The sequence below is a fragment of the Fructilactobacillus ixorae genome, from assembly GCF_024029915.1.
Classification (GTDB): domain Bacteria; phylum Bacillota; class Bacilli; order Lactobacillales; family Lactobacillaceae; genus Fructilactobacillus; species Fructilactobacillus ixorae.
Map to the genome: position 1 here is coordinate 624,605 of NZ_CP097478.1, position 23,633 is coordinate 648,237.

The window sequence follows — 23,633 nt, forward strand, 5'->3', positions numbered from 1 at the left end:
CAAATTAAAAATTATGACAGAGCCAAAGTTAACGAAAGCAACTACCTATTACTTTGTTGGGATTAAAGGAACCGGAATGAGTGCCATGGCACTGGTCGTGAAGGACATGGGCTATCGGGTGGAAGGTTCAGACATTGATAAATATACCTTTACGCAGAAAGGGTTAGAAGATGCTGGCATCCCGGTACATTCGTTTGATCCGGACAACATCCAACCGGGCATGACCTTGATTGTCGGGAATGCGTTTAAAGACGATCAGCCGGAGGTAGTGAAAGCACGAAAACTCGGCCTGCCAATTTATCGCTATCCGGAATTCTTAGGGGAATTAATCAAGGGATATACGAGTATTGCGGTCTGTGGGGCGCACGGAAAAACCAGTACCACCGGACTCCTAGCTCACGTTTTGAGTGGAATTGCCCCGACGGATTACCTGGTGGGAGATGGAACTGGGAATGCAGTTCCAGATGCCCGGTTCTTCGTATATGAAGCTGATGAATACCGGCGCCACTTTATGCCAACCTATCCTGACTATGCGATTATGACGAACATCGACTTTGATCATCCCGATTACTATACGGGGATTGATGACGTGTTTGATGCCTTTCAAACCTTTGCGACTCATGTGCAAAAGGGGATTTTTGCGTGGGGGGATGATCCTTACCTGCGCAAGTTAAAGGTGAATGTTCCGATTTATTACTACGGAACCGGGACAGATGATGACTTTCAAGCGGTTGATGTGAAGCGTACCACGACGGGATCAACTTTCAACGTGGTTTTCCGGGGCAAGGATCTTGGTCGGTTTGAAGTGCCGTTATTTGGAGAACACAACGTTTTGAATGCGTTAGCAGTGATTGCCGTTTCCTACTTTGAAGAGGTTGACTTAGCGGAAATTCGTCGGGAGTTGTTAACCTTCAAGGGAGTAAAACGTCGGTTTGCCCAAGTTAAGGTGAACGATATGATCATCATTGATGACTACGCGCACCACCCGTCAGAGATTAAGGCCACCTTAGATGCCGCCCGTCAGGAATATCCCAACAAGCAGATTGTGGTGGTTTTTCAACCGCACACCTTTAGTCGCACGATTGCCTATTTAGATGATTTTGCAGAAACGCTCGGCAAAGCCGATAAGGTCTATGTAACTAAAATCTACGGATCCCCCCGGGAAAAATCGGGAGACGTGTCTAGCCAAGATTTAGTGGATAAGATTCCGAATAGTGAGCTTATTACCGAAGATAACATGTCACCGTTGTTAAACTTCCATGATGACGTAGTTATTTTTATGGGAGCGGGTGATATTCAAAAATACGAACGGACCTATGAAGATTTGCTGAGTCATTTGAGCAAAAAAGTTAATTAACAAAAAGCATGACGGGTAGTCATGCTTTTTTTCACATAATTAATCAGGTAAAATGAAACTAAAGTAACGGAGGCAGTTGGAATGGCGGCACAAAAAATATTATTAATTGACGGTAATTCATTATTTTACAAGGCATTTTTCGCTTTGTACCAGTCTTTAGATCGTTTTACCAATGAGGCCGGCTTACACACGAATGCCCTGTACGGGTTTAATCGAATGCTGAATGATATGTTAGCCCAGGGGCAACCGGATGCGGTCCTGGCAGCGTTTGATGCGGGAGAAACGACCTTTCGAACGAACATGTACCACGGTTATAAAAGTGGTCGGGATAGGATGCCCGAGGAGTTGCGTGAACAGTTTCCGTATGTGATGGAGCTCTTGCAAAAGCGGGGGATTAAAACCTATGAACTGGCGGACTATGAAGCTGATGACATCATTGGCACTACGGCGCGGCAAGCAGAACAGGCCGGGTACAAAGTTACAGTTGTTACCGGCGATCGTGATTTAACCCAACTATGTTCGCCACAAACCACGGTGAAGGTTTCTAAAAAAGGGGTCAGTGACATTGAGGCCTTTACCCCGACCTACGTGGAAGAAACTATGGGGATTACCCCGGAGCAAATCGTGGACGTGAAGGGGTTGCAAGGGGACACTTCCGATAACTATCCCGGAGTAGAAAAAGTGGGACCGAAGACGGCGTTGAAGCTCGTGCATCAGTTTGGAACCATTGAAAATCTTTATCAACACATTGATGAGGTGTCCGGGAAAAAACTCAAGGAACATCTGGTAAATGACCGGGAGCAAGCGTTTTTATCCAAGCAACTAGCCACTATCAAACGAGATGCCCCGCTTACGGTTGGCTTGGGGGACATGAAGTACCGTGGGGACCAAGAGCCGGACTTACAGGAACTGTATCAAAAGCTTAATTTCCGTTCCTTTCTTACGGATTCGGATTCAGAAGCAACCGCCGCTTCGGAACTACCAGAGGTGCAGTACACGGTGTTAACCGCTGAGAACGCTGCGGAGTTAGATCAACTAACTACGGAAGTGGTCGTCAACGTGGAAATGTTGACCCCTAATTATCACGTGGCCGACCAGGTTGGTTTGGTAATTGGCACGCCAAAGCACTGGTACGTTACCAAAGATGTTGCTCTCCTGCAGAATCCACACGTGCAAGGGTTGTTAGAAAATCCAGCAATCAAAAAAGATGTTTTCGATAATAAAGCCCAACGAGTGGCCTTGCACCGGGATGGGATTGCCTTGCAAGCCGTTGATTTTGACATGTTGCTAGTTTCATATTTACTAAACACGCTTAACAACGCCGATGATGTTGGCGAAGTTGCGCGGCAACACCACTATAACGGGGTGCTGCCCGATCAGGATGTCTACGGGAAAGGGAAAAGCATTAAGTTGCCCGCTGATGATGAATTTTATCGGCATCTCACCCGCAAGGCCCTCGCCATTAGTCGACTGAAGCAGCAAATGTTAGCCGATTTAGATGCGCACCAGCAAGCTGCACTTTACCGGGAAATGGAATTGCCCTTGTCGCAGGTCCTCGGTCAAATGGAGATTACTGGCATTAAGGTTGACCGCGACCGGTTAGAAGCTTTAAAAAGTAAGTTTATTGAACGAGTAGCTGAACTAGAACAGGGGATTTATCAGGATGCCGGGACCGAGTTTAACGTGGGTTCTCCAAAACAACTCGGAGAGGTGCTGTTTGAAAAGTTACAGCTTCCGGTGATTAAAAAGACCAAAACTGGTTATTCAACTTCCGTTGATGTCTTGGAGAAATTAGCTCCAGACCATCCGATTATTGCTAAAATTTTAGCGTACCGCCAGTTGACCAAGCTAATTTCAACCTACATCGATGGAATCGAAAGTGACATCCAACCTGATCAAAAGGTGCATACCCGGTACTTACAGACTCTGACTCAGACCGGACGGTTATCGTCGGTTGACCCGAATCTGCAAAACATTCCGGTGCGAACGGAGGAGGGGCGCAAGATTCGTGAAGCCTTTGTTCCATCCGAGCCAGATTGGGTTTTATTCTCCTCGGATTACTCCCAGATTGAACTGCGGGTGTTAGCGGCCATTTCGGGTGATCCGAACATGAAAGCGGCCTTTGCCAACGACGAGGATATTCATGCGGTTACTGCCCGGCGGATTTTTGAATTAGATCCGGATGCGGATGTTGACGCCAATTTACGACGTCAGGCCAAAGCAGTTAACTTTGGGATTGTCTATGGGATTAGTTCCTACGGTTTATCGCAAAATACGGGTATTTCTAATCAAGAAGCCAAGCGCTTCATTGAGAAGTACTTTCATGAATACCCTGGGGTAAAGCAGTATATGGATGAAAGCGTCGCCTTTGCGAAGGACCACGGGTACGTGGAAACGATTGCGAAACGGCGCCGGTATATTCCAGAAATCAAATCCCGGAGTTTCCAACGGCGCCAATTTGCCGAACGGATTGCGATGAATTCTCCCATTCAAGGGAGTGCAGCGGATATTATTAAGGCGGCCATGATTAAGATGAACCAGGTGCTGGCTGACCGGGGCCTGCAAGCCCGCATGCTGTTACAGATCCATGATGAACTAATTTTTGAAGCTCCCGTTTTTGAACTAGAAACCTTAGAGACGGTGGTGCCCAAGGTCATGGATTCGATTGTCCAAACGGATTCTTTGTTACAAGCGGCCGCCGTTAACTTCGATGTGCCGTTAAAAGTTGAAAGCCGCTATGGCAATAATTGGTATAATATCAAAAAATAAAAAATAAGTAGGTGGAATGATGCCAGAATTACCAGAAGTAGAAACCGTCCGCCAGGGTCTCACTAAATTAGTGGGTGGCGCGAAGATTGATTCCGTAGAAGTGCTCTATCCCAAGATGATAAACATGCCCGCAGATGAGTTTGCGAGCCAACTGGCAGGACAAACCATTGAGCGCATTGACCGGCGGGGCAAGTACCTGTTGTTTCGCTTAACCAATGATTTAACCCTTGTATCGCATTTGCGGATGGAAGGAAAGTACGAGGTCGAACCAGCTGGTTCCACCCGGCCGAAGCATACGAACGTGGTCTTTCATTTAGATGACGGCCGGGAACTCTGGTACAAAGATACCCGGATGTTTGGGAAAATGGCGCTGGTTGCCAACGACGCAGTAATGGAGCTGTCGGGTCTCAATAAAATTGGTCCGGAACCAACGGCTGATGATCTCAGTTTTACGTACCTTAAAGAACGGTTGCACAAGTCCCATCGCAAACTTAAGGCCTTTTTACTCGACCAATCACAGGTGGCTGGCTTGGGTAACATTTACTGTGATGAAGTGCTGTGGATGTCCAAGCTTCATCCCGAACAACCCACGAACTACGTTAGCGATGCAGAAATTGAAAAGCTCCGCGACAACATCATCACGGAGATTGCAGCGGCAATCAAAGGTCATGGAACCACGGTGCATTCGTATTCGAACGCCTTTGGGGAAGCTGGTCAGTTTCAAAACCAACTGCAAGCTTATGGGCGCAAGGGCGAGCCTTGTCGTCGGTGTAAAACGTTGATGGAGAAGATTAAGGTTGCCCAACGGGGAACGACTTTCTGTCCTAAGTGCCAAGTGGTTCATGGTGATTTAAGTGACTAAGGTAATTGGATTAACGGGAGGAATTGCCACCGGAAAATCGACTGCTGCTCGGTATTTGGTAAGTCAAGGAGTCGCGGTGTTAGATTTAGATGCGGAAACGCATGAATTGGAAGCGCATGATTCAGCAATCATTCAGCAGATTACCGCGACGTTTGGTCCAGAGGTTCAAGTGGACGGGCAAATTGATCGCCACCGGTTAGGGCAACTGGTCTTTGCAGATCCCACGCAGTTGAAGCGCTTAGTCCGCATCATTAATCCGGCCTTGTTGCAGCGGGTGACGGCCGCGATGGCCGAATTGGATCTGCTGGTTTTGGATGCACCGACATTGTTTGAAAACGGCTTTACCAGCTATGTGGATCAGATTCTCATGGTGACGTGCGAACCGCTTGTACAGATGCAACGGTTAATCGCTCGTAATCAAGTCAGCATCAGTCGGGCGAGTCAGTTGATGGGAGCCCAGTGGTCACAAGCGACGAAGGCAGCGTTAGCCGATTGGGTGGTCGATAGCACCGCGGGAGCAACCCAGTTAACGCATCAATTACAAACCTGGTTAGAGAAGATGAGGTAAAGTTATGAAATGCCCAAAATGTCAACAAGCGGCGTCACGGGTCGTTGATAGTCGTCCCTTATCTGGTGGCAGTGAGATTCGTCGCCGCCGTGAGTGTGAACACTGTGGTTTTCGGTTTACAACGTTTGAAACTCTGGAAGCGTCGCCGTTACTAGTAGTAAAGAAGAATGGTGATCGTGAAGAGTTTAGTTCGGATAAGTTACTCCGGGGGATTATTCGCTCTTGTGAAAAACGCCCCGTTTCGCGGGCGCAAATGAATCAAATCGTGGATCAAACCAAGCAAAGCATTGAAAACCGGGATGCCGGTAGCCATGAAGTTTCGAGTAAGGCCATTGGGGAGTACGTCATGAACGGCCTCAAGGATGTTGATGAGATTGCTTACATTCGCTTTGCGAGTGTCTACCGCCAGTTCAAGGATATGAATGAGTTTTACGCGAAAATGCAGGAGTTAATGGGTAACAACCCCACCGTTAAAACTGAAAGTAAACATGATGGAAAATGATAATCAATTAATTAACCCCCAGACGAAATTTCAAGTCCGTCGGGGTCACAATTTAACTACGGAACAGCGGCTTAGCCTTGACCAGCTGTATTTGCCAATGATTGGGAATGATGCTTATGCCTTGGAGAATCTTTTGTGGCACCAGTCAGAACAAGCTCAGGGACACTTTTATTTAATGAGTACGCTCCAAATTGATGCCGAGCAGCTCTATCAAGCCCGGTTAAAGCTCGAAGGTAGTGGGTTAATGCGGGTTTACCGGCAGGGGGAACAGACGCTCTATCAGTTGCTTGATCCCCTGCTACCAGCGCAATTTTTTCAACAGGAACTTCTCAGTCAGTTTCTACTGGAAATGATTGGGGAGCATCAATTTATGACCCTCGCCCAGCAGTTGCTACCCCGCCCGTTGGATGTCTCGAATTTAGACGATCAGACCCATAGCTTTTGGCAGGTGTTTGCCCAACCAGCTGGTTCAGTACCACTGCTAGTTAGGCAAACCAAACAAGCTGCCCAACAAACGCCACCGCAGGCTCCGGATCCGGAGTTACCGGAGGTTGATTTGCAACTGATGTTGCAGATTTTGCAGAGTTCCTTTGTGAACCTTGCAGAAATCAAAAAAAATCAAGCGCTGTTTGCCGTAACCAAGCAACTGTATGGGGTGGATGAGCCCGAGATGTGCCGAGTCATTGAGCAGGCGACCAATCTAACCACTAACCGGTTTGATAAGCAGAAATTTCAGTTATTAATGGCGCGGCGCCATACGCCAGCCGCTCCCCAGCCGTCAGCGCCAGCAGAGCACTTGGAAATGGACACTACGAACGCCCAGTTGAGTCAACAAGAACAGCAATTAGTGCAGGTCGCAGAAACCGCGGCGCCGATTCCCTTTTTAGGGGCGATTAAACGAGAAAAGGGAGGCTACGCGACGAGCGCGGAGGAACGCTCGTTACGCCAGTTAGTTGAACGCAACGTCTTGCCACGGTCGGTGGTAAACATGTTGACCTACCTATTGCTGGTTGAGCGAGAAGCCCCCACGTTGAACAAAAATTTATTAGATACGATTGCCAATGACTGGGCCCAACGAAAGCTTCAAACGGCGACCCAAGCGTTACTGGAAATTAAGCAACGAGACCAGCGCTTGGCCACTAAAAAAGCTAGCAAAACTAAACAACGCCGCCAGACCGTTCGCGAAACGCTTCCAGACTGGGCGCACCAGGCTGGCAATCAGCGTTCGCAAAAACAAGCTTCCGCTGCCAATCGGAAGCTAATCAAGGAACGGTTAGCTAAGTTAAACAAAAACCAGTCGGAAGGGAGGGATAAGCAATGAAAAACGTTGGTGCGGGACTGAAAACATCCCTACAACAGCATCACTTAGAAGCACACTACCAGGAGTTGTTGCAACGGGTCTACGCTGACCCAGACGTGCAACAATTTTTGCAGGAGCACCAGGCTGAACTTGATCCGCAGGCAAAGGAAAAATCGACTTCGAAATTATACGAGTTTGTCACCGAAAAACAGAAGTTACAGGCCGGCAACGGGAACTTTGCGAAGGGGTATGCTCCCCAGTTAGTGGTTAGTGATCACTTGATTGAAGTGGCATACCAGCCGACCCCGGAGTTTTTGGAACAGGAACGGCAACACCGCTTGCAAAGTAACTTTAGAACGGTGGGGATGACGACCGCCATTAAGCAGGTTAACTTTGAAGACTATGAGCCGACCCCGGACCAAGAAGAAGTCATCATTAAAATCCTAGACTTTATTGAGCAGTATGAAGCGGATTCGAAAGCAAACTACCAAGCCTTATATCTGTACGGGCCCTTTGGGGTGGGAAAGACCTTTTTGATGGCCGCCATGGCCCATCGGTTATCCGATCACGGAATTCAAACCACGTTAGTTCACTTCCCATCCTTTGCGGTTGCTTTGAAGAATGCCATCGGAGATCACACCCTTCAGGATAAAGTTGACCAGGTGAAACAGACCCCCGTACTGATCATTGATGATCTGGGGGCAGATTCAATGTCAGCGTGGATTCGGGATGACGTGTTGGGCGTGATTTTAGAGTATCGAATGCAGCATCAGTTGGCCACGTTCTTTACTTCTAACTTCTCAATGGATAAGTTGGCGACAGAACACCTCGCTGTGACGGGGAAGGATGTCGTTGATCCGTTAAAAGCCCAACGGTTAATGGAACGGATTAAGTTTCTCGCACGCCCGGTATTTTTAAATGGAAACAATTTAAGAAATTAAAGGGTTCGCGCTTGACACCCATAGGCGATGTGATTAGACTACTAAATAAGGACACGGGTACAACTTTAATTCACAGAGAGAGTAGCATGATTCTGGAAACTACTTGTTGGCGAGTTGCACCTACCACCTGTTTCTTAATGTAAATTAAAGTGGTTGACAGAGATATCCGGAGAACGGATAAATTGGGTGGAACCGCGTCTAATGACGCCCCTTGGGATTGATTACCAAGGGGCTTTTTTGATAGGAGGAAGAGGAAATGGCACAAATTACGCTCGAATTTCCAGATGGTCGCACGCAAGCATTTAATAGTGGCATTACAGTGGCTGAGGTAGCCAAATCAATCTCAGTTAGTCTAGCTAAAAAAGCAGTGGCTGGAAAACTGGACGAAAAGTTAGTAGATGTTCGGGAACCATTGCTGACGGACGGAAAGCTAGAAATTGTAACGGCTGATTCAAACGATGGGTTGATGGTGCTCCGGCAGAGTGCCGCACAGTTACTAGCTGCGGTCGTTAAACGGGAATTTGCTGGGGTGCGCTTAGGTCGATTAGCAGCTGATGAAGATGGCTTTTACGTTGATACGGAAAAAGACGAACGCCAGATTAGTGCGGACGAATTAGATGGACTCGCAGCACAAATGCAACGGGTGATTAGGGATAATGCGGTTGTAAACCGCGTAATGTTGAATAAAGCAGACGCCTTAACCGAAGTTAGCGGGGATCGCTACCAAACGGAACTAGTCGAAGCTGAAGCGGCTGATGAAATTCCCTTTTACGAAATTGGGGGGCAATTGGTTCTTGCTCAAGTGGTTGCTGCGCCTAGTTTGAAAGCTCTCAAGCACTTTAAACTCTTATCGGTTGCCGGGGCATACTGGGAAGGCAAGTCCTCTAATCCCATGCTCCAACGGTTATATGGAACGTCCTTTTACAAAGCTACCGATTTAGAAGCCGATTTACAAAAGCGACAGGAAGCTCGGGAACGCGATCACCGGGTGATTGGGAACAACCTCGACCTGTTCTTCGTTGATCCTAAAGTTGGCGCTGGGTTACCATACTGGATGCCAAACGGAGCAACGATTCGGCGGACGATTGAACGCTACATCGTTGACAAGGAATTAGCGAACGGGTATGAACATGTTTACACACCAGTCTTAGCAAACCTTGACCTTTACAAGCAATCCGGACACTGGGAACACTACCGAGAAGACATGTTCCCGCCAATGGAAATGGATGATGATGAGATGCTGGAATTACGACCCATGAACTGTCCTTCCCACATCCAAATTTATAACCATCACATTCGGTCCTACCGAGAACTACCATTACGGATTGCTGAATTGGGAATGATGCACCGGTACGAAAAATCGGGGGCCTTAAGTGGATTACAACGGGTCCGGGAAATGACTCTCAATGATGGGCACACGTTCGTTGCTCCGGAACAAATCCAGGAAGAATTCAAGCGGATTTTGAACCTCATGATGGACGTTTATCATGACTTTGACATTGATAATTACACGTTCCGGTTAAGTTATCGGGATCCGAAGAATACGGAAAAGTACTTTGATGATGATGAGATGTGGAACAAGGCCCAGAGCATGTTGAAGGGTGCCATGGATGAATTAGGCTTGGACTACGTTGAAGCCGAAGGCGAAGCAGCCTTTTATGGTCCAAAGTTGGACGTGCAAACGAAGACGGCCCTTGGAAACGAGGAAACCCTCTCTACGATTCAACTGGACTTCATGTTACCAGCTCGCTTTGATCTGCACTACGTTGGTGAAGACGGTCAGGAACACCGGCCCGTAATGATTCACCGGGGCTTGGTTTCAACGATGGAACGGTTTACGGCCTACCTCATTGAAATTTACAAGGGAGCTTTCCCAACCTGGTTAGCGCCTAAACAAGTGCAAATCATTCCGGTTAGTGAAGCTAAGCACGGTCCGTACGCCCACCAGATTAACGAACAGTTGCGGGCGCTGCACGTTCGTTCAGCCGTTGACGAACGCTCAGAAAAGATGGGCTACCTGATTCGGGACGCCCAAACGCACAAAATTCCTTACACCATCGTTGTTGGTGATGACGAAGTCCAGAACCACACGGTTTCAGTGCGTAAGTATGGGGAAGAGGATAGTCGCGAGTTACCAATGGATGACTTCCAAGTGGAAATTATGCACGATATTTCGACTTATTCTCGCAACGATGCCCAACCCAAGGTTGACAAATAAGCGGAACCTTGATATGCTAAAATAGTTAAAAGCAGAGGCTTCCCGCTTCTCGCCTGAGTGACGTTTTGTTGCTGGGCTATTCGGATGCAAGTTACTGGGTTTTCCCAGTAGCCAAGGCGGGAACTCGATTGAGTTTCCGCCTTTTTCTGCTTTGAAATTTACTTGGAGGTGAATCACCATAGCAAAAAGAGATCAAATGGTCAACGATGGAATCAGAGCTCGTGAAATGATGGTTATTGATGATCAAGGTAACAAACTTGGTTTGAAATCAAAGGCTGAAGCAATGCAAATTGCCGAGGACGCGAACTTGGATTTAGTGCTGGTTGCACCAAACGCTAAACCGGCAGTTGCTAAAATTCTTGATTACGGGAAGTACCGTTTTAACCAACAAAAGAAGGAACGGGAATCCCGCAAGAAGCAAAAAACGGTTAGCGTTAAGGAAATTCGGTTAAGTCCAACGATTGATACGAATGACTTCAATACGAAGTTGAAAAACGCACAAAAGTTCCTCACAAAGGGCGAAAAAGTGCGGGTTTCCATTCGTTTTAAGGGACGGGCCATCACGCATAAAGAGATCGGTCGGGACGTGTTGAACCGGATGGCTGATGCCACGGCTGACATTGCAACCGTTACGCAACGAGCAAAGATGGATGGCCGGAGTATGTTCTTAATGCTTGCACCAAGTAATAAAACAAAAAAGTAGGTTACGAGAGTAAACCAAAGAGGAGGAAATTGTTATGCCAAAAATGAAATCAAACCGGGCCGTTGCAAAACGGTTTAAAAAGACTGCTAAGGGTGGGTTAAAGAGTGCCCATGCCTTTACTAGTCACCGTTTCCACGGGAAGACGAAGAAGCAACGTCGTCACTTACGTGGGACTCACATGTTAAACAGCATTTGGGTTAAGTCATATACTGAATTATTAAAAAAATAAACTAAGTTAAATTTTTAATCTAGGGGGATTTTAATATGCCACGAGTAAAAGGTGGAACTGCTACACGGAACCGGCGGAAACGCGTACTGAAATTAGCTAAGGGATACCGCGGTGGAAAGCACCGGCTCTTTAAAACTGCTAAAGATCAAGTAATGAAGTCACGGGAATATGCCTTTCGTGATCGTCGTAACAACAAAGGGAACTTTAGAAAACTGTGGATTACGCGGATTAACGCGGCAGCCCGGATTAATGACATTAGTTACAGTAAATTAATGCATGGGCTTAAGGTGGCTAACATTGACGTTAACCGTAAGATGTTAGCGGACTTAGCAGTGAATGATGCAGATGCATTTGCAGCTTTAGTTGCTGAAGCCAAAAAAGCTTTATAAGCAGAGCGTTAAAACTTCTACTAGGAACACCTGGTAGAAGTTTTTTTGCTTTTAAACCGCTACTATTTCCGTTGCAGATGCTTTAAAATAAAGGATAAACAATCAAGAAAAGAGCGTGCCAATGTTAAAAGCATTTAAACCAACCTGGATGGTGGAGAACGTCTTTCAAATTTCGCCCCAAAAATTGCGACAACACGGAATTACAACCGTTTTGGCTGATTTAGACAACACCCTCATTCCTTGGAATAATAAAAACAGTACCACGAAGTTAAAGCACTGGATGGAGAGCTTACAAGGGTCCGGAATCAAACTGGTGGTCGTTTCGAACAATAATCCCAAACGGGTTAAACGAGCCGTAGGTGATTTGCAGTTACCATTTGTGGCGCATGCCTTAAAACCGCTTCCGGTCGGGATTAAACGGGCCTTAAAGCAGGGCCACTTGCACAAACAAGAAGTGGTGATGGTCGGCGATCAGTTATTAACTGATGTGCTGGCAGCCAATAGCTGTAAAATTAAAAGCATCTGGGTGAAGCCCCTCGTGCAAACCGACTTATTACCCACTAAACTGAACCGCCAGTTAGAAAAACTAGTGTACCGGTTACTGCAAAAAAAATATAAGCTACAGTGGAAGGAAGATATTGATTAATGGACGAAAAACGATTGGATGAAGAGGTCGCAGCGACGGAACCGCTATTTTGTATCGGTTGTGGCGCCCAAATTCAAACGACGGATAAAATGGCCGCGGGCTATACTCCAAGTGGAGCACTGGAAAAGGGCCTGAAGACGGGGGAACTTTACTGTCAACGCTGTTTTCGACTCCGGCATTACAACGAGATTCAACCGGTCAGCGTTTCTGACGATGAGTTTTTAAACCTGTTGAGTCAGATTGGCACCACCGATTCGTTGGTTGTGTACGTGGTCGATATTTTTGACGTGAATGGGAGCTTGATTCCAGGGTTACAACGCTTCGTCGGGAAGAATCCGGTTCTGGTGGTTGGCAATAAGGTGGATTTATTGCCATCGTCGTTTAAACCGACCAAGGTTAAGGACTGGTTACGCCAGACGGTTAACCGGGCCGGCTTGCGCCCCATCGGGGTGGAATTGGTATCGGCGAAGACCAATCAAGCGGTTGATGACCTGCTAACGGTGATTGACCGGTATGCCCATGAGCGCGACGTCTACGTGGTTGGAGTGACAAACGTTGGAAAATCAACGTTGATTAATCAGATCATTCATCAAAGTTCGGGAGAACGGCAGGTGATTACCACCTCGAAATTCCCGGGGACCACGCTTGATTTGATTAAAATTCCGTTGGATAATGGTCACTTATTAATTGACACTCCGGGAATTATTCATTCCAGTCAAATGGCGCACTACTTAAGTAGTCAGGATCTTAAGTACGTTTCACCCCAAAAACGAATTAAACCCCGGGTTCATCAGTTAAATTCAGGACAAACCTTATTTTGGGGTGCTGTGGGACGGTTTGATTACCTCCAGGGACCGAAGGCGGGCTTTACGGTTTACGTTGATAATAATTTAATGGTACACCGAACTAAACTGGAAAACGCCGATGAATTCTTTGCTAACCACGCCGGCGAGCTGTTGACGCCACCGGAGGGACCTGAAAATGTGATCCCGCTACAACGCCACGAATTTAAGGTTACGGACACCTCTGATTTAGTGATTGAAGGCTTAGGCTGGGTAACGGTGCCAACGGGGAGTGTCGTTGCCGGTTGGGCTCCCAAAGGGGTGGCCGTTCTGATCAGAAAATCAATGTTTTAATAAAGGAGTAACAATGAAATTAACTGGGAAACAAAAACGGTTTTTACGGGCCAATGCGAACCAACTCCGGCCGATTTTTTCCGTGGGGAAAAACGGACTGAATGCAATGTGGTTACAAGAGGTTGCCCGGGCCGTCGCAAAACGGGAACTTGTAAAGGTAAGCATCCAACAAAGTGCGGATGTCAGTCCCGCGGAAGTCAAACAGTTTATTGAAGCTAACAGTGAAATTCAAGTTGTGCAGACGATTGGGAAAACGGTCTTACTGTTTCAAGAAGCCAGTCAACCGAACCACCGTGATATTTCCCACGGCGTGTTCCAGTTATAGGTTTTAGTCATGCGTAGACAACGAATTGGACTACTTGGGGGAACCTTTAATCCGGTCCACCAGGGCCACTTGTTAATTGCGGAGCAGGCATATGCACAACTGCAACTTGATCGAGTCGATTTTTTGCCCGATTTTGAGCCGCCCCACGTGGACCATAAGGAAGCGATTGCGGCGCAGCACCGGGTGGAAATGTTACGGCTCGCCCTTGCGGATAATGCCCACTTCGGGATTGATCTAACGGAAATTCAACGCCAGGGCAAGAGCTATACCTATACGACACTGCAAACCTTACGGACCACTCATCCTGATATCGAGTACTATTTCATTATTGGTGGGGACATGGTGGCCGATTTGCCCACCTGGTATCGGATTGCCGATTTGGTAAAGTTGGTAACCTTTGTCGGGGTTAAGCGCGTGGGAACTACGACCGAGGCGCCGTATCCCGTGCATTGGATTAACGTGCCAACCTTTGCGGTTTCTTCGTCATTGATTCGAACCAAATTGCAACGGCACGAAGACGTCCGCTACCTGTTGCCCGATCCCGTTTTAAAATACATTAAGGAGCACGGACTTTATGAAACAGAGTAAATTAGATTATCACCGATATGCCGATTTTGATCGTGACCAAATCATTGCGAAAATGCGAACCATGTTAAAGCCCAACCGGCTGGACCACTGTCTGCGGGTCGAACAAACCGCCATTGAATTGGCAACGGAACAGCAGGCGGATCCCACGGTCGCTGGCTTAGCTGGCCTCGTGCATGATTATGCCAAGCAACGGCCCAAAGCTGATTTTGAGGCGGTGATTCAAACAGACCACCTAGATCCTGAGCTTTTAAACTACGGCAGCGCCATTTGGCACGGCTACGTGGGCTATCTGTTGGTGCAACGCGAACTCGGGATTAATGATAATCGGATTTTACGGGCCGTGAAGTACCACACGATTGGCGCTCCGGTCATGGATGTTTACGCCCAGATTGTGTACATGGCCGATTACATTGAGCCGGGGCGCGATTTTGCTGGTGTCACGGATGCACGCAAGCTCACCCACGCCCGGTTATGGGATGGGGTTGTTTATCAAAATGCCCAAACGATGAAGCGGTTAGTTACGCATGAACAAGCAGTCTATCCAGCAGCAATTGCGGCCTATAACGTGATTGTGGCTGGACAACAATAGGAGGATGTATGGATAACCAAGCAATTTTAGAGACGGTCGTAAAAGCGGCTGACGAACGCCGCGCTCACGACATTGTTGTTTTAAACATTGAACGCCTGAGTGTGATGGGGCGGTACTTTGTCATCATGGATGCTGATTCTGATCGTCAGGTTAAGGCGATTGCCAATAACATCATTGATAAGTTAGAAGAACAGCACGTCAAGGTTGATCATGTTGAGGGAAAAGATCAGGCTAATTGGATTTTAATTGAGGCGGGCGAAGTGATTATCCACGTCTTTAAACAGGAAACCCGGGAATTTTATAACCTAGAAAAACTGTGGGCCGATGCACAAGTAGAAGACATTTCGGCTTGGATTGACGAGGATTAGGCATGATTTATAGTCAGTTTGCCACGTTTTACGATCAACTGTTTGATAATGAGTTGTATCCAAAATGGGCCGATTACGTGAGGCGGTGGGTTCAACCCCCAGCCCGGGTGTTAGACCTCGCCTGTGGCACTGGCCGGCTACTGGTGTTGTTAGCTCAAGCTGGTTACCAGGTAACCGGGGTGGATTTGTCTGCCGAGATGCTGGCGCTTGCCAACCAACACCTGGCAGAGGCGGAGACCACCGTCCCCTTATTACAACTAAACATGCTGGATTTACAGGAGCTAGGTGAGTTTGACGTGGTCACGTGTTTTGATGACTCTTTGTGTTACTTACAGGATCTAACCGAAGTCACGCAAGTTTTGCAAACGGTGGCTGACCGGTTGCCCGTTGGCGGGCAATTTTTATTTGATGTGATCACGCCCTACCAAACTGATGTAAAGTATCCTGGTTACATGTATAACTATCAAGACGACGACCAGGCTTTCATGTGGACGACCTATGCGGGCCGTGTTTCCCATGCAGTTGAGCATGATTTAACCTTTTTTCACTACCAGCCGGATTTAGGTGCGTATGCAGCCTATGCGGAAACGCACCGTGAGCGGACCTACCCACTAGGTGATTACGAACAAGCACTTCACAGTGCGGGGTTTGGAGCGATTAGCGTGACCAGTGACTTTGGAAACGCACCGGTCACCGATACCACTACCCGGTGGTTTTTGCGGGGTGTGAAGCAATGACAGCGCTCCGGGCCGTCGCGGTGATTGCTGAGTATGTTCCGTTTCATAACGGTCACCTGTGGCAATTACGTCAGGCCCAGCGACTAACCCAGGCCAACGTGACGGTGGCCATCATGAGTGGCAATTGGACCCAGCGGGGGGAACCGGCCGTCTTTGATAAGTGGACCAGAACGAAGATGGCATTAGCCAATGGGGTCGATTTAGTAATTGAATTGCCAGCGGTTTCTGCGGTTCAGCCGGCCCATTTGTTTGCACAGCGAGCCGTGGAGCTGGTGCAAGCTTTACAATGTGACGATTTATCGTTTGGCAGTGAACACCCAGACTGGGATTTTAACCAGCTGGCGCAGCTCGACGTCCAGGCTACCGGACAAGAATTCCAGGATCACCACTTGAATTTTCCCACGGCTTTTCGCCAGGCGTTGCTACGGGAGTATGGACTGGCATTGCAGGAACCCAACGATACACTGGGATTTTGGTACGCCCAGGCGGCGGGGCAGTTCCCGCATCCTGTGCACCTGGTTCCCGTAAAACGCCAGGGCAGCGGTCATCGTGACCAGCACCTTGGACAAACGATTTCGAGTGGAACCGCGATTCGCCGGGCATTACTGGCCGGAGATTTGGATTACCGCACCAGTGTTCCCGATGCCACTAAACAGGCGTGGGCCGGCTTAACCCCCTTAGATTGGGAACAATTTTGGCCGTATTTGAAGTATGCGATTACCCAACAGACGCCGGCTGAATTACGGCAGATTTACCAGATGACAGAGGGCTTAGAGTACCGGTTACAACGGTTGGCACCATCGGCACCTTCGTTTGCGAATTTTTTAGCGGCTGTAAAAACCAAACGGTATACCTATCCGCGGTTACAACGATTGTGTACGTATATTTTACTTAACTTTCAGGATCCGGCTGTTCGTGCTTATCAACCGGTGCTGCGAGTCTTAGGGATGACAACCCGGGGACAGCAGTACCTGCATACAGTCAAAAAACACCTGGAGCTACCGTTGATTACGACGGCTAGTAAAACTGCGCTGAACCAGGGGCTTGCCTTAGAGGCGCGAGCGGGCTTAGTAACGGAGCTGGTGAATGGTCGGGTTCAAGATCGGGGCCGATCGGTAATCCGGAAACCAGCTATCAAGGAGTAGACCTTGACATCGATTTTTATTGTCAGTATAATTACAATTGTTGCATTGGAGGTATTTATATGAAGTGGTCCTTTGAAAAGTTACAAGGTTATCAAACGGAGCCGTTCACAGAACAGGGCACGCTTGATTTGAAGGCAGACCTTCTGGAGCGGTATCCGCAGGAGATTTTAGATGCAACGCCATTTACGGTCCAAGTTTCTGCGGTAGCTGATAACGGGGATGTAATCATTGATGCCGACGTCGAAGGAGCGGTGACAGTGCCATCGTCGCGTTCGTTAACACCGTTTTCATTGCCACTGAAATTTCATTTTTCCGAAGTGTATGTCAACACCAAGGCCGCCTTTAATCGCTATGAGAATGAGGTTGTCGTTATCAAGGTTGATGACGCTGGAAAGGTTGATTTTGACAAAGCAGTGGCAGATAATGTGATTGTGCAGATTCCAATGCAAGTCCTTTCTCCAGCCGAACGGGACGGAGCTAAAATGCCGGTCGGTGAGGACTGGGAAGTGATTTCCGAGGCTGACTTTAACGAGCAGCACGCGGGAGCTAAACAAGTTGATCCACGTCTTGCTAGTCTGAAGCAGTTTTATGCGGATGATACCGACAAGACTTAAAAATTCACTAGTGGAAATTAATTAAGGGGAGGTTGTTATTAATGGCTGTACCAAAGCGAAAAACTTCGAAAGCAAGAAGAGATATGCGTCGTGGTCACATTAAGTTGACGGTACCGGGCATGAGTCCATGCCCTAACTGTGGTGAACTGCGGAAGTCTCACTATGTTTGCCCAAGTTGTGGTTACTACAACGGCAAGGAAGTTGTTGCTCAAAAGAACAACTAATATTTATAAAGAACGGCGAAAACACCATGGGTTTTCGCCGTTCTTTTTTTATCCCCAATTGACATTAGGCTGCGCTCTGGTAAAATACGCATAACTAAAAGTAAGTAACGGTTCAAAATGCTGATTTAACGAGCGGTTACGGCACTCGATGGGAACATGTTCGTGATTTTTGCTTTGCCGGCGTGCATGATGGTAAAAAGCAGGGAGATCGCCAACCCGTCCGGACGTTACTTAGCAGTTGATGAGTGATTAGCGCAAATGAGAAAGAGGGACCACGATGGGGCAAAAAAAGCAGAACGCAGCTGTAACAGTTGAAACGTTACTATCCGGTTGGACTGGGGTCGAAATTGAAGAGCACCGGGTGGAACAACATCCCCGCCGGCTCTCGCGGTTTGATCATCCGGCCCAACTGGGGGACCGGCACTACCAGCCCTACTTTCAAACTGATTTTTCGGAAAGCATGGAGGAGTTAATTACGGCTCCACACCAAGCCGTCCGAGCGGTCAGTAGCCAGTTGCACAGTTTGCAACAGTTATTAATGGAACAATTACACCCAGATGAAGTGATTTGGCCCCTGTCAATGCCCCCAAAGTTGCAACCAACTGACGTGACCTTTTTAGAAAAGACCTTCAAACGGGATTGGTATCAGGGCTATCGGGATTTATTGCTGGCGAAGTACGGCCCGTTGCAGCACATTATGTGTGGGGTGCACGTTAGTTACTCGCCAACGCCCGCAATCGTGAACTGGTATCAAGCACGACATCAAATTGCAGACCAGGTAACAGCCAAAAACCAGTTAATGTTTCAGATCACCCAGGAATTAGTGGGATTTCGGTGGTTATTAACGTATTTATTTGGAGCTAGTCCGCTGGATGAAAATCAACCAGCGCCGCGCCCCTTAGTCCGCTCGCTGCGTGCCAGTCATCGGGGCTTTGGAAACCGGGCGGATGTTCACGTTAGCTATCAGCGGCTGGCGGATTTTGTTAACCAACAACTTGACGCGATTCGTATGAACAAATTATTTGCCCCTAGTGAGTTTTACGGACCAGTGCGCTTAAAGGCAAAAAAGGGGTTAGCCTCGATTCCGCAGCAGGGAATTGATTATTTGGAATTACGGACGCTCGATAACGATCCCTTTGCTGCGGATGGTATTGCTCCAACGACCCTCCGGGTGGTTCGCTTACTAATTCTAGCAGGGATCCTGTTTCCCGAACCTTGGGATGCTAAGCGCCTGGCGGATGCTGCCACTGCCAATGATCAGGTTGCCCTTGCCGCTCCGACGGCTCCATTACCGGCCGATTTGCAGGCTAGTGCTAAGCAGTTGGTGGAGCAGTTACAACTCGTTGTGAAGCAATTACCAAATCCCGCAGATTGGCAGGCCAGCTTAGCAATGGTGCACGACCGACTCCAGAATCCACAGCAGACCACCGCAGGACGGTTAGTTTCCTATGTCCGCCAGGATTCTCTAAGTGAGTTTGGCTTTCAACGGGGGCTTGCAACCAAACGGGCTCGCCAAGGAGCGACGCTGACCGCACAATTTCCGGACGTTGTTCCAGCGTTGGTCCCGGTGTATCGCTACCTTGCGCAGACTGGCATTCCATTTAGAGTGGCGACCCCAACTAAACTGGTGGTAACCATTGCTGATCACGCCCCTATCACGGTGACCAATCCCGCGCAACTAGCGGAGCTTCAAGCACTGTGGCAAGCGTATTTTCAGTAGTTGCGGCTAACGATTAGCGCCAGAAACATGGTATAATGATATTTGATAACTTAATAAAGGGGGTTACATTATGAATGGTGAAATTTTAGGAAACACGCAGGATCTCGCCCAACGGTTAATTGCCAAAACGTACCAAAAGGTGACGATTGGGTTAATCATTACGGGGCTTGTGATGGCCTTTATGGCGACGTTTATGCGTGGCTTTATCATGTCAATGGGATTAGGAACTTCATTAATCTTTTTGGTAATTATGATTGGACTCATGTTCATGCTATCCCGCTCGGTTAGCAATGAAAACTCCAGTCCATCGACGGCCAATGGAATTTATTACGCCTTGACAGTTTTGTTTGGGGTTTCGACGAGTCCGCTGTTGGTTTACTACAACATGAATACTGTTGGGTTAGCAATGTTAGCCACGGCGCTCATGTTTGGAGGCCTAACTTACTATGCTAACCACACCAAGAAGAATTATATTCCAATGGGAATCTATTTATTCTGGGCCTTATTAGCAGCAGTAGTGTTATCGATTGTGGCAATTTTCATTCGCATCCCAGGCTTCTACCTGCTCCTAGATGTGGTCTTGTTGGTAATCTTTTCGTTCTACATTATCGTTGATACGCAGAGCGTTAAGCAATACGCTAACCAAGTAACGTCAGAAAGTCAGTTAGAAAAGTATAGTACCATTGGCGCCTTAAACATCTACATTGATGTCTTGAACCTGTTTGAAATTTTGGTCGAACTCTTCGGAGCTGGTCAAAGTAATAATAATTAGATTCCAAAAAACACCTTTCGTTTGGGAGGTGTTTTTTGTTTACACCGTGTTGAAATTGCAAGTCAGCCCCGGTAAGTTAAACTAAGGTTACTTAGGTAATTGCACAAAAAAAGCATTGTTCGCAGGGAACAATGCCTTTTTACTAGTTAGTCATCGTGATGATGGCGTTGTTTATTTTGATTGCGGTGGTGTTGGGGTTGCTTAGTCGTAGATTGGTTCTGTTCTTCTTTGGCAATTTGATCTTCGGTCTGGACCACTTCTTCTGAGACCACTACCTTGGGCGGATTCCGCTTGGCTTCTGCATTAACCTGGGCCACAATTTTAGGCCGGTAGGCGTTAACAATTAGTTGTTGCAAGATTGCAAAGAGGCCGCCAATGAAGAAGTAGATCCCTAGGCCAGCCGGAGAAGACAAGGTTACAAAGAAAATCATAATCGGACTAATTAACATCATAAAGCCCATTTGTTTCCGTTGCTCCTTTGGCATGCCAATTACAGACAGATAACCCTGGATTCCATATACAATTAGAGAGAGGACGGCTAACAAGAGGCTTCGTTGCCCCAGTTGAATGCCCATGAATACCGTGTGGGAAAGTTCTGGTGAATACCGAATGGCCGCGTAGAGGGCGGCAAAGACGGGCAATTGAATGAGGAGGGGTAAGCAACCAATCCCTCCGGTCATACTGATATTATTGTCTTTATAGAGCCGCATCATTTGTTGATTAAGGGCCATCTGTTCCTGTTGGGTTTTGGCATTTTTCATCAACTGTTGCAGCTTCGTTAACTGTGGTTTGACGAGGGCCATTTTTTCCTGCTGGACGGTGGATTTTTTCACCTGGTTGACCATCATCGGAAGTAACAGTAAGCGAACGACGACGGTAATCACGATGAGAGACCAGCCGTAGCCTCCAACGAACTTTGCGAGCCAATCCATTACGTGTTGACCGGGAACGGCTAGGTAGTCATAAACTAATCCATAGGGTTTGCCGTGGGCGTCCGTTTGCACACAGCCAGACAGCGTCAACCCAGCGAGCCCAGTCAGACCTAATAAGGCCAGTTTTTTGCCGATTTTCATATTATTTACTCCTTTAACTTTCAATCATAGCTCTAATCTTAACCTAAACCCCACCGAACTGCAATTTTATGCCTGCTTAGTCGGGGCTTCGAAGTTAAATGCCACCTTTTGGTGGGGATGTGATAAAATTAGCTTAATTAGGAAACAAGTGGGGATTAAGATGGAACGAATTAATTCGAAACAAAACCAACGAATTAAAATTGTAAAAAAATTAACCACGGCTAAGGGGCGCAAGCAGCAACACCAATATTTATTGGAAAGCTGGCATTTAGTGCAGGCGGCCTTGGTGGCATTACCAGCCACAGACATCGTGATGATATATGCGACCGATGACCAGTATTTGGAGCACGGAGCGGCGCTCACCGACCAACCGGTGACGTTGATTTCTGAAGCCGTTGCCCAGGAACTCGGTGACACGCAAACCCCCCAGGGAATCTTTCTCGTGTGCAAGCTACCGGGTGCGGTGAGCACCATTGTCCCCAAAGGAGCGTGGTTACTGTTAGACCACGTCCAGGATCCCGGTAACATTGGGACGATGGTGCGGACCGCTGATGCAGCCGGCTTTCGCGGAGTGGTGTTTGGAACTGGGACTGCCAATCCTTACCATAGTAAAGTTTTGCGGGCCATGCAGGGGAGTCAGTTTCATTTACAGGTCGTTCAACAGGCATTACCCACCGTCATCAAGCAGTTTCAAGAGCACCAGGTTCCCATCTATGGAACGGAGCTAAATCCGGCGGCGGTTAACTACCGCACGATTTCGCCCCAAACTGATTTTGCTCTGATCATGGGGAACGAGGGGAATGGGATGGACCAGGCGTTATTGCAACAGACCACGAACAACTTGTATATTCCCATTCAAGGCCACGCAGAATCATTGAACGTTGCGATTGCAGCGGCGGTGATTATGTTTCGTATTACGGCACATTAAAACGAGGTGATCATATGACAAAACCAGCTTGGCAGACGGATCCGGAGTACGTGGCCTGTGTGCAGGACCTGTTACAAACGCCGGCGGTCCAGAAACTGGCCAACTATACACAACATCACCATTCGACGCGGCTCAAACATTGTTTATATGTTTCCTACGAAAGTTATCGAATTGCGAAGAAGTGCCATTTAGATTACCGGGCAGCCGCCCGGGGGGGCTTGTTGCACGATTTATTTTACTATGACTGGCGCACCACCAAGTTTGCGGTCGGGAGTCATGCCTTTATTCACCCCCGGGTGGCCCTTCGTAATGCCCATCAGCTTACCGAACTAACCCCGAAGGAAGAGGATATTATCTTGAAGCACATGTGGGGATTAACGTTGGCCCGGCCGAAGTATAAGGAGAGTGTAATTGTTTCCTTGGTGGACGACTATGCAGCCGTTCATGAATTTATACATCCAATTGAAACAAAGATGAAACAAGTATTTAAAAAATAAAGCAGAGGAGTCCCTTTAAAATGGGAAAGAAACGAATGCGGGCTGAAGCTTGTTTATGTGCTAGTTTTCAGGAAGCGTTTCGAATTTTGGGACGAAAGTGGAACGGAATGATCATTCAGTCACTATTGGTAAGTGGTCCACTGCGGTTTGGAGAACTAGCCTTAAAGGTTGCTGATTGTAGCGACCGGGTCTTGACGGCACGGTTGAAAGAACTGCAAGCGTGTGGGATCGTAACCCGCAAGACCAGTGCTGACTCGGCTCTGATTTTGTACGATTTAACCCCCAAGGGGCAGGATTTACGTCCGGTGATGGAAGCCACCCACGCCTGGGCGGATAAGTGGTGTAATCAGCATGATGAGGCTTGACCAACCAGCGGGAATGTTTTATATTTTTAGTAACTACGATAGTTAAAGAGGTAGTAGGTTTCACATTC

General features: G+C 47.8%; 27 protein-coding genes. 26 read left to right on the top strand and 1 reads right to left on the bottom strand.

The genetic code is table 11. The features are described 5' to 3' along the window. The first annotated feature begins 13 nt into the window (after positions 1-13). From murC to M8332_RS03130, 23 genes are all read left to right on the top strand, one after another. On the top strand, positions 14-1,357 hold the full coding sequence (murC, locus tag M8332_RS03020) for a UDP-N-acetylmuramate--L-alanine ligase (protein WP_252780699.1): 1,344 nt from the start codon (positions 14-16) through the stop codon (positions 1,355-1,357). An 81-nt stretch (positions 1,358-1,438) separates the two neighbouring features. Beyond that, on the top strand, positions 1,439-4,126 hold the full coding sequence (gene polA, locus M8332_RS03025; RefSeq protein WP_252780700.1) for a DNA polymerase I: 2,688 nt from the start codon (positions 1,439-1,441) through the stop codon (positions 4,124-4,126). Positions 4,127-4,145: 19 nt separating this feature from the next. Beyond that, complete coding sequence (gene mutM / locus M8332_RS03030) at positions 4,146-4,988, top strand: DNA-formamidopyrimidine glycosylase (protein ID WP_252780792.1); 843 nt, start codon at positions 4,146-4,148, stop codon at positions 4,986-4,988. Next, positions 4,981-5,556 carry a dephospho-CoA kinase gene (coaE, locus tag M8332_RS03035; protein ID WP_252780701.1) on the top strand — a complete coding sequence of 192 codons (576 nt, stop codon included), beginning with the start codon at positions 4,981-4,983 and terminating at the stop codon, positions 5,554-5,556. The genes mutM and coaE overlap by 8 nt, the downstream gene beginning before the upstream one ends. A 4-nt stretch (positions 5,557-5,560) precedes the next feature. Then, a complete protein-coding gene (gene nrdR / locus M8332_RS03040; protein WP_252780702.1) occupies positions 5,561-6,058 on the top strand; it encodes a transcriptional regulator NrdR in 498 nt (165 codons plus the stop codon). Then, a complete protein-coding gene (locus M8332_RS03045; protein ID WP_252780703.1) occupies positions 6,045-7,379 on the top strand; it encodes a DnaD domain protein in 1,335 nt (444 codons plus the stop codon). The genes nrdR and M8332_RS03045 overlap by 14 nt, the downstream gene beginning before the upstream one ends. Then, entirely contained in the window at positions 7,376-8,299 is a 924-nt protein-coding gene (gene dnaI / locus M8332_RS03050; RefSeq protein ID WP_252780704.1) for a primosomal protein DnaI, read from the top strand. Before M8332_RS03045 ends, dnaI begins: the two co-directional genes overlap by 4 nt. A gap of 256 nt (positions 8,300-8,555) precedes the next feature. Next, positions 8,556-10,517, top strand: coding sequence for a threonine--tRNA ligase (gene thrS / locus M8332_RS03055; RefSeq protein ID WP_252780705.1), 1,962 nt, complete (start codon positions 8,556-8,558; stop codon positions 10,515-10,517). Between the two features lie 196 nt (positions 10,518-10,713). Further along, positions 10,714-11,220, top strand: coding sequence for a translation initiation factor IF-3 (infC, locus tag M8332_RS03060; RefSeq protein ID WP_252750139.1), 507 nt, complete (start codon positions 10,714-10,716; stop codon positions 11,218-11,220). Between the two features lie 34 nt (positions 11,221-11,254). Then, entirely contained in the window at positions 11,255-11,449 is a 195-nt protein-coding gene (gene rpmI / locus M8332_RS03065; protein WP_252780707.1) for a 50S ribosomal protein L35, read from the top strand. A 35-nt stretch (positions 11,450-11,484) separates the two neighbouring features. Continuing rightward, a complete protein-coding gene (gene rplT, locus M8332_RS03070) occupies positions 11,485-11,838 on the top strand; it encodes a 50S ribosomal protein L20 (protein WP_252780708.1) in 354 nt (117 codons plus the stop codon). Positions 11,839-11,959: 121 nt separating this feature from the next. Then, the gene (locus M8332_RS03075; RefSeq protein ID WP_252780709.1) at positions 11,960-12,484 is read left to right on the top strand and encodes a YqeG family HAD IIIA-type phosphatase; all 525 of its coding nucleotides are present in this window, start codon (positions 11,960-11,962) and stop codon (positions 12,482-12,484) included. Beyond that, on the top strand, positions 12,484-13,620 hold the full coding sequence (gene yqeH / locus M8332_RS03080; protein WP_252780710.1) for a ribosome biogenesis GTPase YqeH: 1,137 nt from the start codon (positions 12,484-12,486) through the stop codon (positions 13,618-13,620). The genes M8332_RS03075 and yqeH overlap by 1 nt, the downstream gene beginning before the upstream one ends. A gap of 13 nt (positions 13,621-13,633) precedes the next feature. Beyond that, on the top strand, positions 13,634-13,945 hold the full coding sequence (yhbY, locus tag M8332_RS03085; protein ID WP_252780711.1) for a ribosome assembly RNA-binding protein YhbY: 312 nt from the start codon (positions 13,634-13,636) through the stop codon (positions 13,943-13,945). Positions 13,946-13,954: 9 nt separating this feature from the next. Next, positions 13,955-14,533 carry a nicotinate-nucleotide adenylyltransferase gene (locus M8332_RS03090; RefSeq protein WP_252780712.1) on the top strand — a complete coding sequence of 193 codons (579 nt, stop codon included), beginning with the start codon at positions 13,955-13,957 and terminating at the stop codon, positions 14,531-14,533. Continuing rightward, a complete protein-coding gene (gene yqeK / locus M8332_RS03095) occupies positions 14,520-15,122 on the top strand; it encodes a bis(5'-nucleosyl)-tetraphosphatase (symmetrical) YqeK (RefSeq protein WP_252780713.1) in 603 nt (200 codons plus the stop codon). The genes M8332_RS03090 and yqeK overlap by 14 nt, the downstream gene beginning before the upstream one ends. Before the next feature lie 8 nt (positions 15,123-15,130). Then, positions 15,131-15,490, top strand: coding sequence for a ribosome silencing factor (gene rsfS / locus M8332_RS03100; protein WP_252750147.1), 360 nt, complete (start codon positions 15,131-15,133; stop codon positions 15,488-15,490). Between the two features lie 2 nt (positions 15,491-15,492). Then, a complete protein-coding gene (locus M8332_RS03105) occupies positions 15,493-16,227 on the top strand; it encodes a class I SAM-dependent DNA methyltransferase (RefSeq protein WP_252780714.1) in 735 nt (244 codons plus the stop codon). Further along, entirely contained in the window at positions 16,224-17,372 is a 1,149-nt protein-coding gene (locus M8332_RS03110) for a nucleotidyltransferase (protein ID WP_252780716.1), read from the top strand. Before M8332_RS03105 ends, M8332_RS03110 begins: the two co-directional genes overlap by 4 nt. A 59-nt stretch (positions 17,373-17,431) precedes the next feature. Beyond that, positions 17,432-17,986, top strand: coding sequence for a DUF177 domain-containing protein (locus M8332_RS03115; RefSeq protein ID WP_252780717.1), 555 nt, complete (start codon positions 17,432-17,434; stop codon positions 17,984-17,986). Positions 17,987-18,027: 41 nt separating this feature from the next. Continuing rightward, complete coding sequence (gene rpmF / locus M8332_RS03120; protein WP_252750151.1) at positions 18,028-18,210, top strand: 50S ribosomal protein L32; 183 nt, start codon at positions 18,028-18,030, stop codon at positions 18,208-18,210. Positions 18,211-18,487: 277 nt separating this feature from the next. Next, complete coding sequence (locus M8332_RS03125) at positions 18,488-19,930, top strand: glutamate--cysteine ligase (protein WP_252780718.1); 1,443 nt, start codon at positions 18,488-18,490, stop codon at positions 19,928-19,930. A gap of 70 nt (positions 19,931-20,000) precedes the next feature. Beyond that, a complete protein-coding gene (locus M8332_RS03130) occupies positions 20,001-20,702 on the top strand; it encodes a Bax inhibitor-1/YccA family protein (protein ID WP_252780719.1) in 702 nt (233 codons plus the stop codon). Between the two features lie 146 nt (positions 20,703-20,848). Here the strand turns inward: M8332_RS03130 and yidC are convergent, their stop codons facing one another. After that, entirely contained in the window at positions 20,849-21,775 is a 927-nt protein-coding gene (yidC, locus tag M8332_RS03135) for a membrane protein insertase YidC (RefSeq protein ID WP_252780720.1), read from the bottom strand. A gap of 160 nt (positions 21,776-21,935) precedes the next feature. Here yidC and M8332_RS03140 point away from each other — a divergent pair, with 160 nt between their 5' ends. From M8332_RS03140 to M8332_RS03150, 3 genes are read left to right on the top strand one after another with little or no spacing between them, the layout of a single operon-like run. Beyond that, positions 21,936-22,703, top strand: a complete 768-nt coding sequence (locus tag M8332_RS03140) for a TrmH family RNA methyltransferase (protein ID WP_252780721.1) — start codon at positions 21,936-21,938, stop codon at positions 22,701-22,703. Between the two features lie 14 nt (positions 22,704-22,717). Continuing rightward, positions 22,718-23,200, top strand: a complete 483-nt coding sequence (locus tag M8332_RS03145; protein WP_252780722.1) for an HD domain-containing protein — start codon at positions 22,718-22,720, stop codon at positions 23,198-23,200. A gap of 20 nt (positions 23,201-23,220) precedes the next feature. Then, complete coding sequence (locus M8332_RS03150; protein ID WP_252780723.1) at positions 23,221-23,565, top strand: winged helix-turn-helix transcriptional regulator; 345 nt, start codon at positions 23,221-23,223, stop codon at positions 23,563-23,565. Positions 23,566-23,633: the final 68 nt, after the last annotated feature.

What these genes read in the sequence shown, in the direction of transcription:
- murC (WP_252780699.1), top strand. Translation starts at nt 14, where the DNA reads ATGACAGAGCCAAAGTTAACGAAAGCAACTACCTATTACTTTGTTGGG.
- polA (WP_252780700.1), top strand. Translation starts at nt 1,439, where the DNA reads ATGGCGGCACAAAAAATATTATTAATTGACGGTAATTCATTATTTTAC.
- mutM (WP_252780792.1), top strand. Translation starts at nt 4,146, where the DNA reads ATGCCAGAATTACCAGAAGTAGAAACCGTCCGCCAGGGTCTCACTAAA.
- nrdR (WP_252780702.1), top strand. Translation starts at nt 5,561, where the DNA reads ATGAAATGCCCAAAATGTCAACAAGCGGCGTCACGGGTCGTTGATAGT.
- M8332_RS03045 (WP_252780703.1), top strand. Translation starts at nt 6,045, where the DNA reads ATGATGGAAAATGATAATCAATTAATTAACCCCCAGACGAAATTTCAA.
- dnaI (WP_252780704.1), top strand. Translation starts at nt 7,376, where the DNA reads ATGAAAAACGTTGGTGCGGGACTGAAAACATCCCTACAACAGCATCAC.
- thrS (WP_252780705.1), top strand. Translation starts at nt 8,556, where the DNA reads ATGGCACAAATTACGCTCGAATTTCCAGATGGTCGCACGCAAGCATTT.
- infC (WP_252750139.1), top strand. Translation starts at nt 10,714, where the DNA reads ATGGTCAACGATGGAATCAGAGCTCGTGAAATGATGGTTATTGATGAT.
- rpmI (WP_252780707.1), top strand. Translation starts at nt 11,255, where the DNA reads ATGCCAAAAATGAAATCAAACCGGGCCGTTGCAAAACGGTTTAAAAAG.
- rplT (WP_252780708.1), top strand. Translation starts at nt 11,485, where the DNA reads ATGCCACGAGTAAAAGGTGGAACTGCTACACGGAACCGGCGGAAACGC.
- M8332_RS03075 (WP_252780709.1), top strand. Translation starts at nt 11,960, where the DNA reads ATGTTAAAAGCATTTAAACCAACCTGGATGGTGGAGAACGTCTTTCAA.
- yqeH (WP_252780710.1), top strand. Translation starts at nt 12,484, where the DNA reads ATGGACGAAAAACGATTGGATGAAGAGGTCGCAGCGACGGAACCGCTA.
- yhbY (WP_252780711.1), top strand. Translation starts at nt 13,634, where the DNA reads ATGAAATTAACTGGGAAACAAAAACGGTTTTTACGGGCCAATGCGAAC.
- M8332_RS03090 (WP_252780712.1), top strand. Translation starts at nt 13,955, where the DNA reads ATGCGTAGACAACGAATTGGACTACTTGGGGGAACCTTTAATCCGGTC.
- yqeK (WP_252780713.1), top strand. Translation starts at nt 14,520, where the DNA reads ATGAAACAGAGTAAATTAGATTATCACCGATATGCCGATTTTGATCGT.
- rsfS (WP_252750147.1), top strand. Translation starts at nt 15,131, where the DNA reads ATGGATAACCAAGCAATTTTAGAGACGGTCGTAAAAGCGGCTGACGAA.
- M8332_RS03105 (WP_252780714.1), top strand. Translation starts at nt 15,493, where the DNA reads ATGATTTATAGTCAGTTTGCCACGTTTTACGATCAACTGTTTGATAAT.
- M8332_RS03110 (WP_252780716.1), top strand. Translation starts at nt 16,224, where the DNA reads ATGACAGCGCTCCGGGCCGTCGCGGTGATTGCTGAGTATGTTCCGTTT.
- M8332_RS03115 (WP_252780717.1), top strand. Translation starts at nt 17,432, where the DNA reads ATGAAGTGGTCCTTTGAAAAGTTACAAGGTTATCAAACGGAGCCGTTC.
- rpmF (WP_252750151.1), top strand. Translation starts at nt 18,028, where the DNA reads ATGGCTGTACCAAAGCGAAAAACTTCGAAAGCAAGAAGAGATATGCGT.
- M8332_RS03125 (WP_252780718.1), top strand. Translation starts at nt 18,488, where the DNA reads ATGGGGCAAAAAAAGCAGAACGCAGCTGTAACAGTTGAAACGTTACTA.
- M8332_RS03130 (WP_252780719.1), top strand. Translation starts at nt 20,001, where the DNA reads ATGAATGGTGAAATTTTAGGAAACACGCAGGATCTCGCCCAACGGTTA.
- yidC (WP_252780720.1), bottom strand. Translation starts at nt 21,775, where the DNA reads ATGAAAATCGGCAAAAAACTGGCCTTATTAGGTCTGACTGGGCTCGCT.
- M8332_RS03140 (WP_252780721.1), top strand. Translation starts at nt 21,936, where the DNA reads ATGGAACGAATTAATTCGAAACAAAACCAACGAATTAAAATTGTAAAA.
- M8332_RS03145 (WP_252780722.1), top strand. Translation starts at nt 22,718, where the DNA reads ATGACAAAACCAGCTTGGCAGACGGATCCGGAGTACGTGGCCTGTGTG.
- M8332_RS03150 (WP_252780723.1), top strand. Translation starts at nt 23,221, where the DNA reads ATGGGAAAGAAACGAATGCGGGCTGAAGCTTGTTTATGTGCTAGTTTT.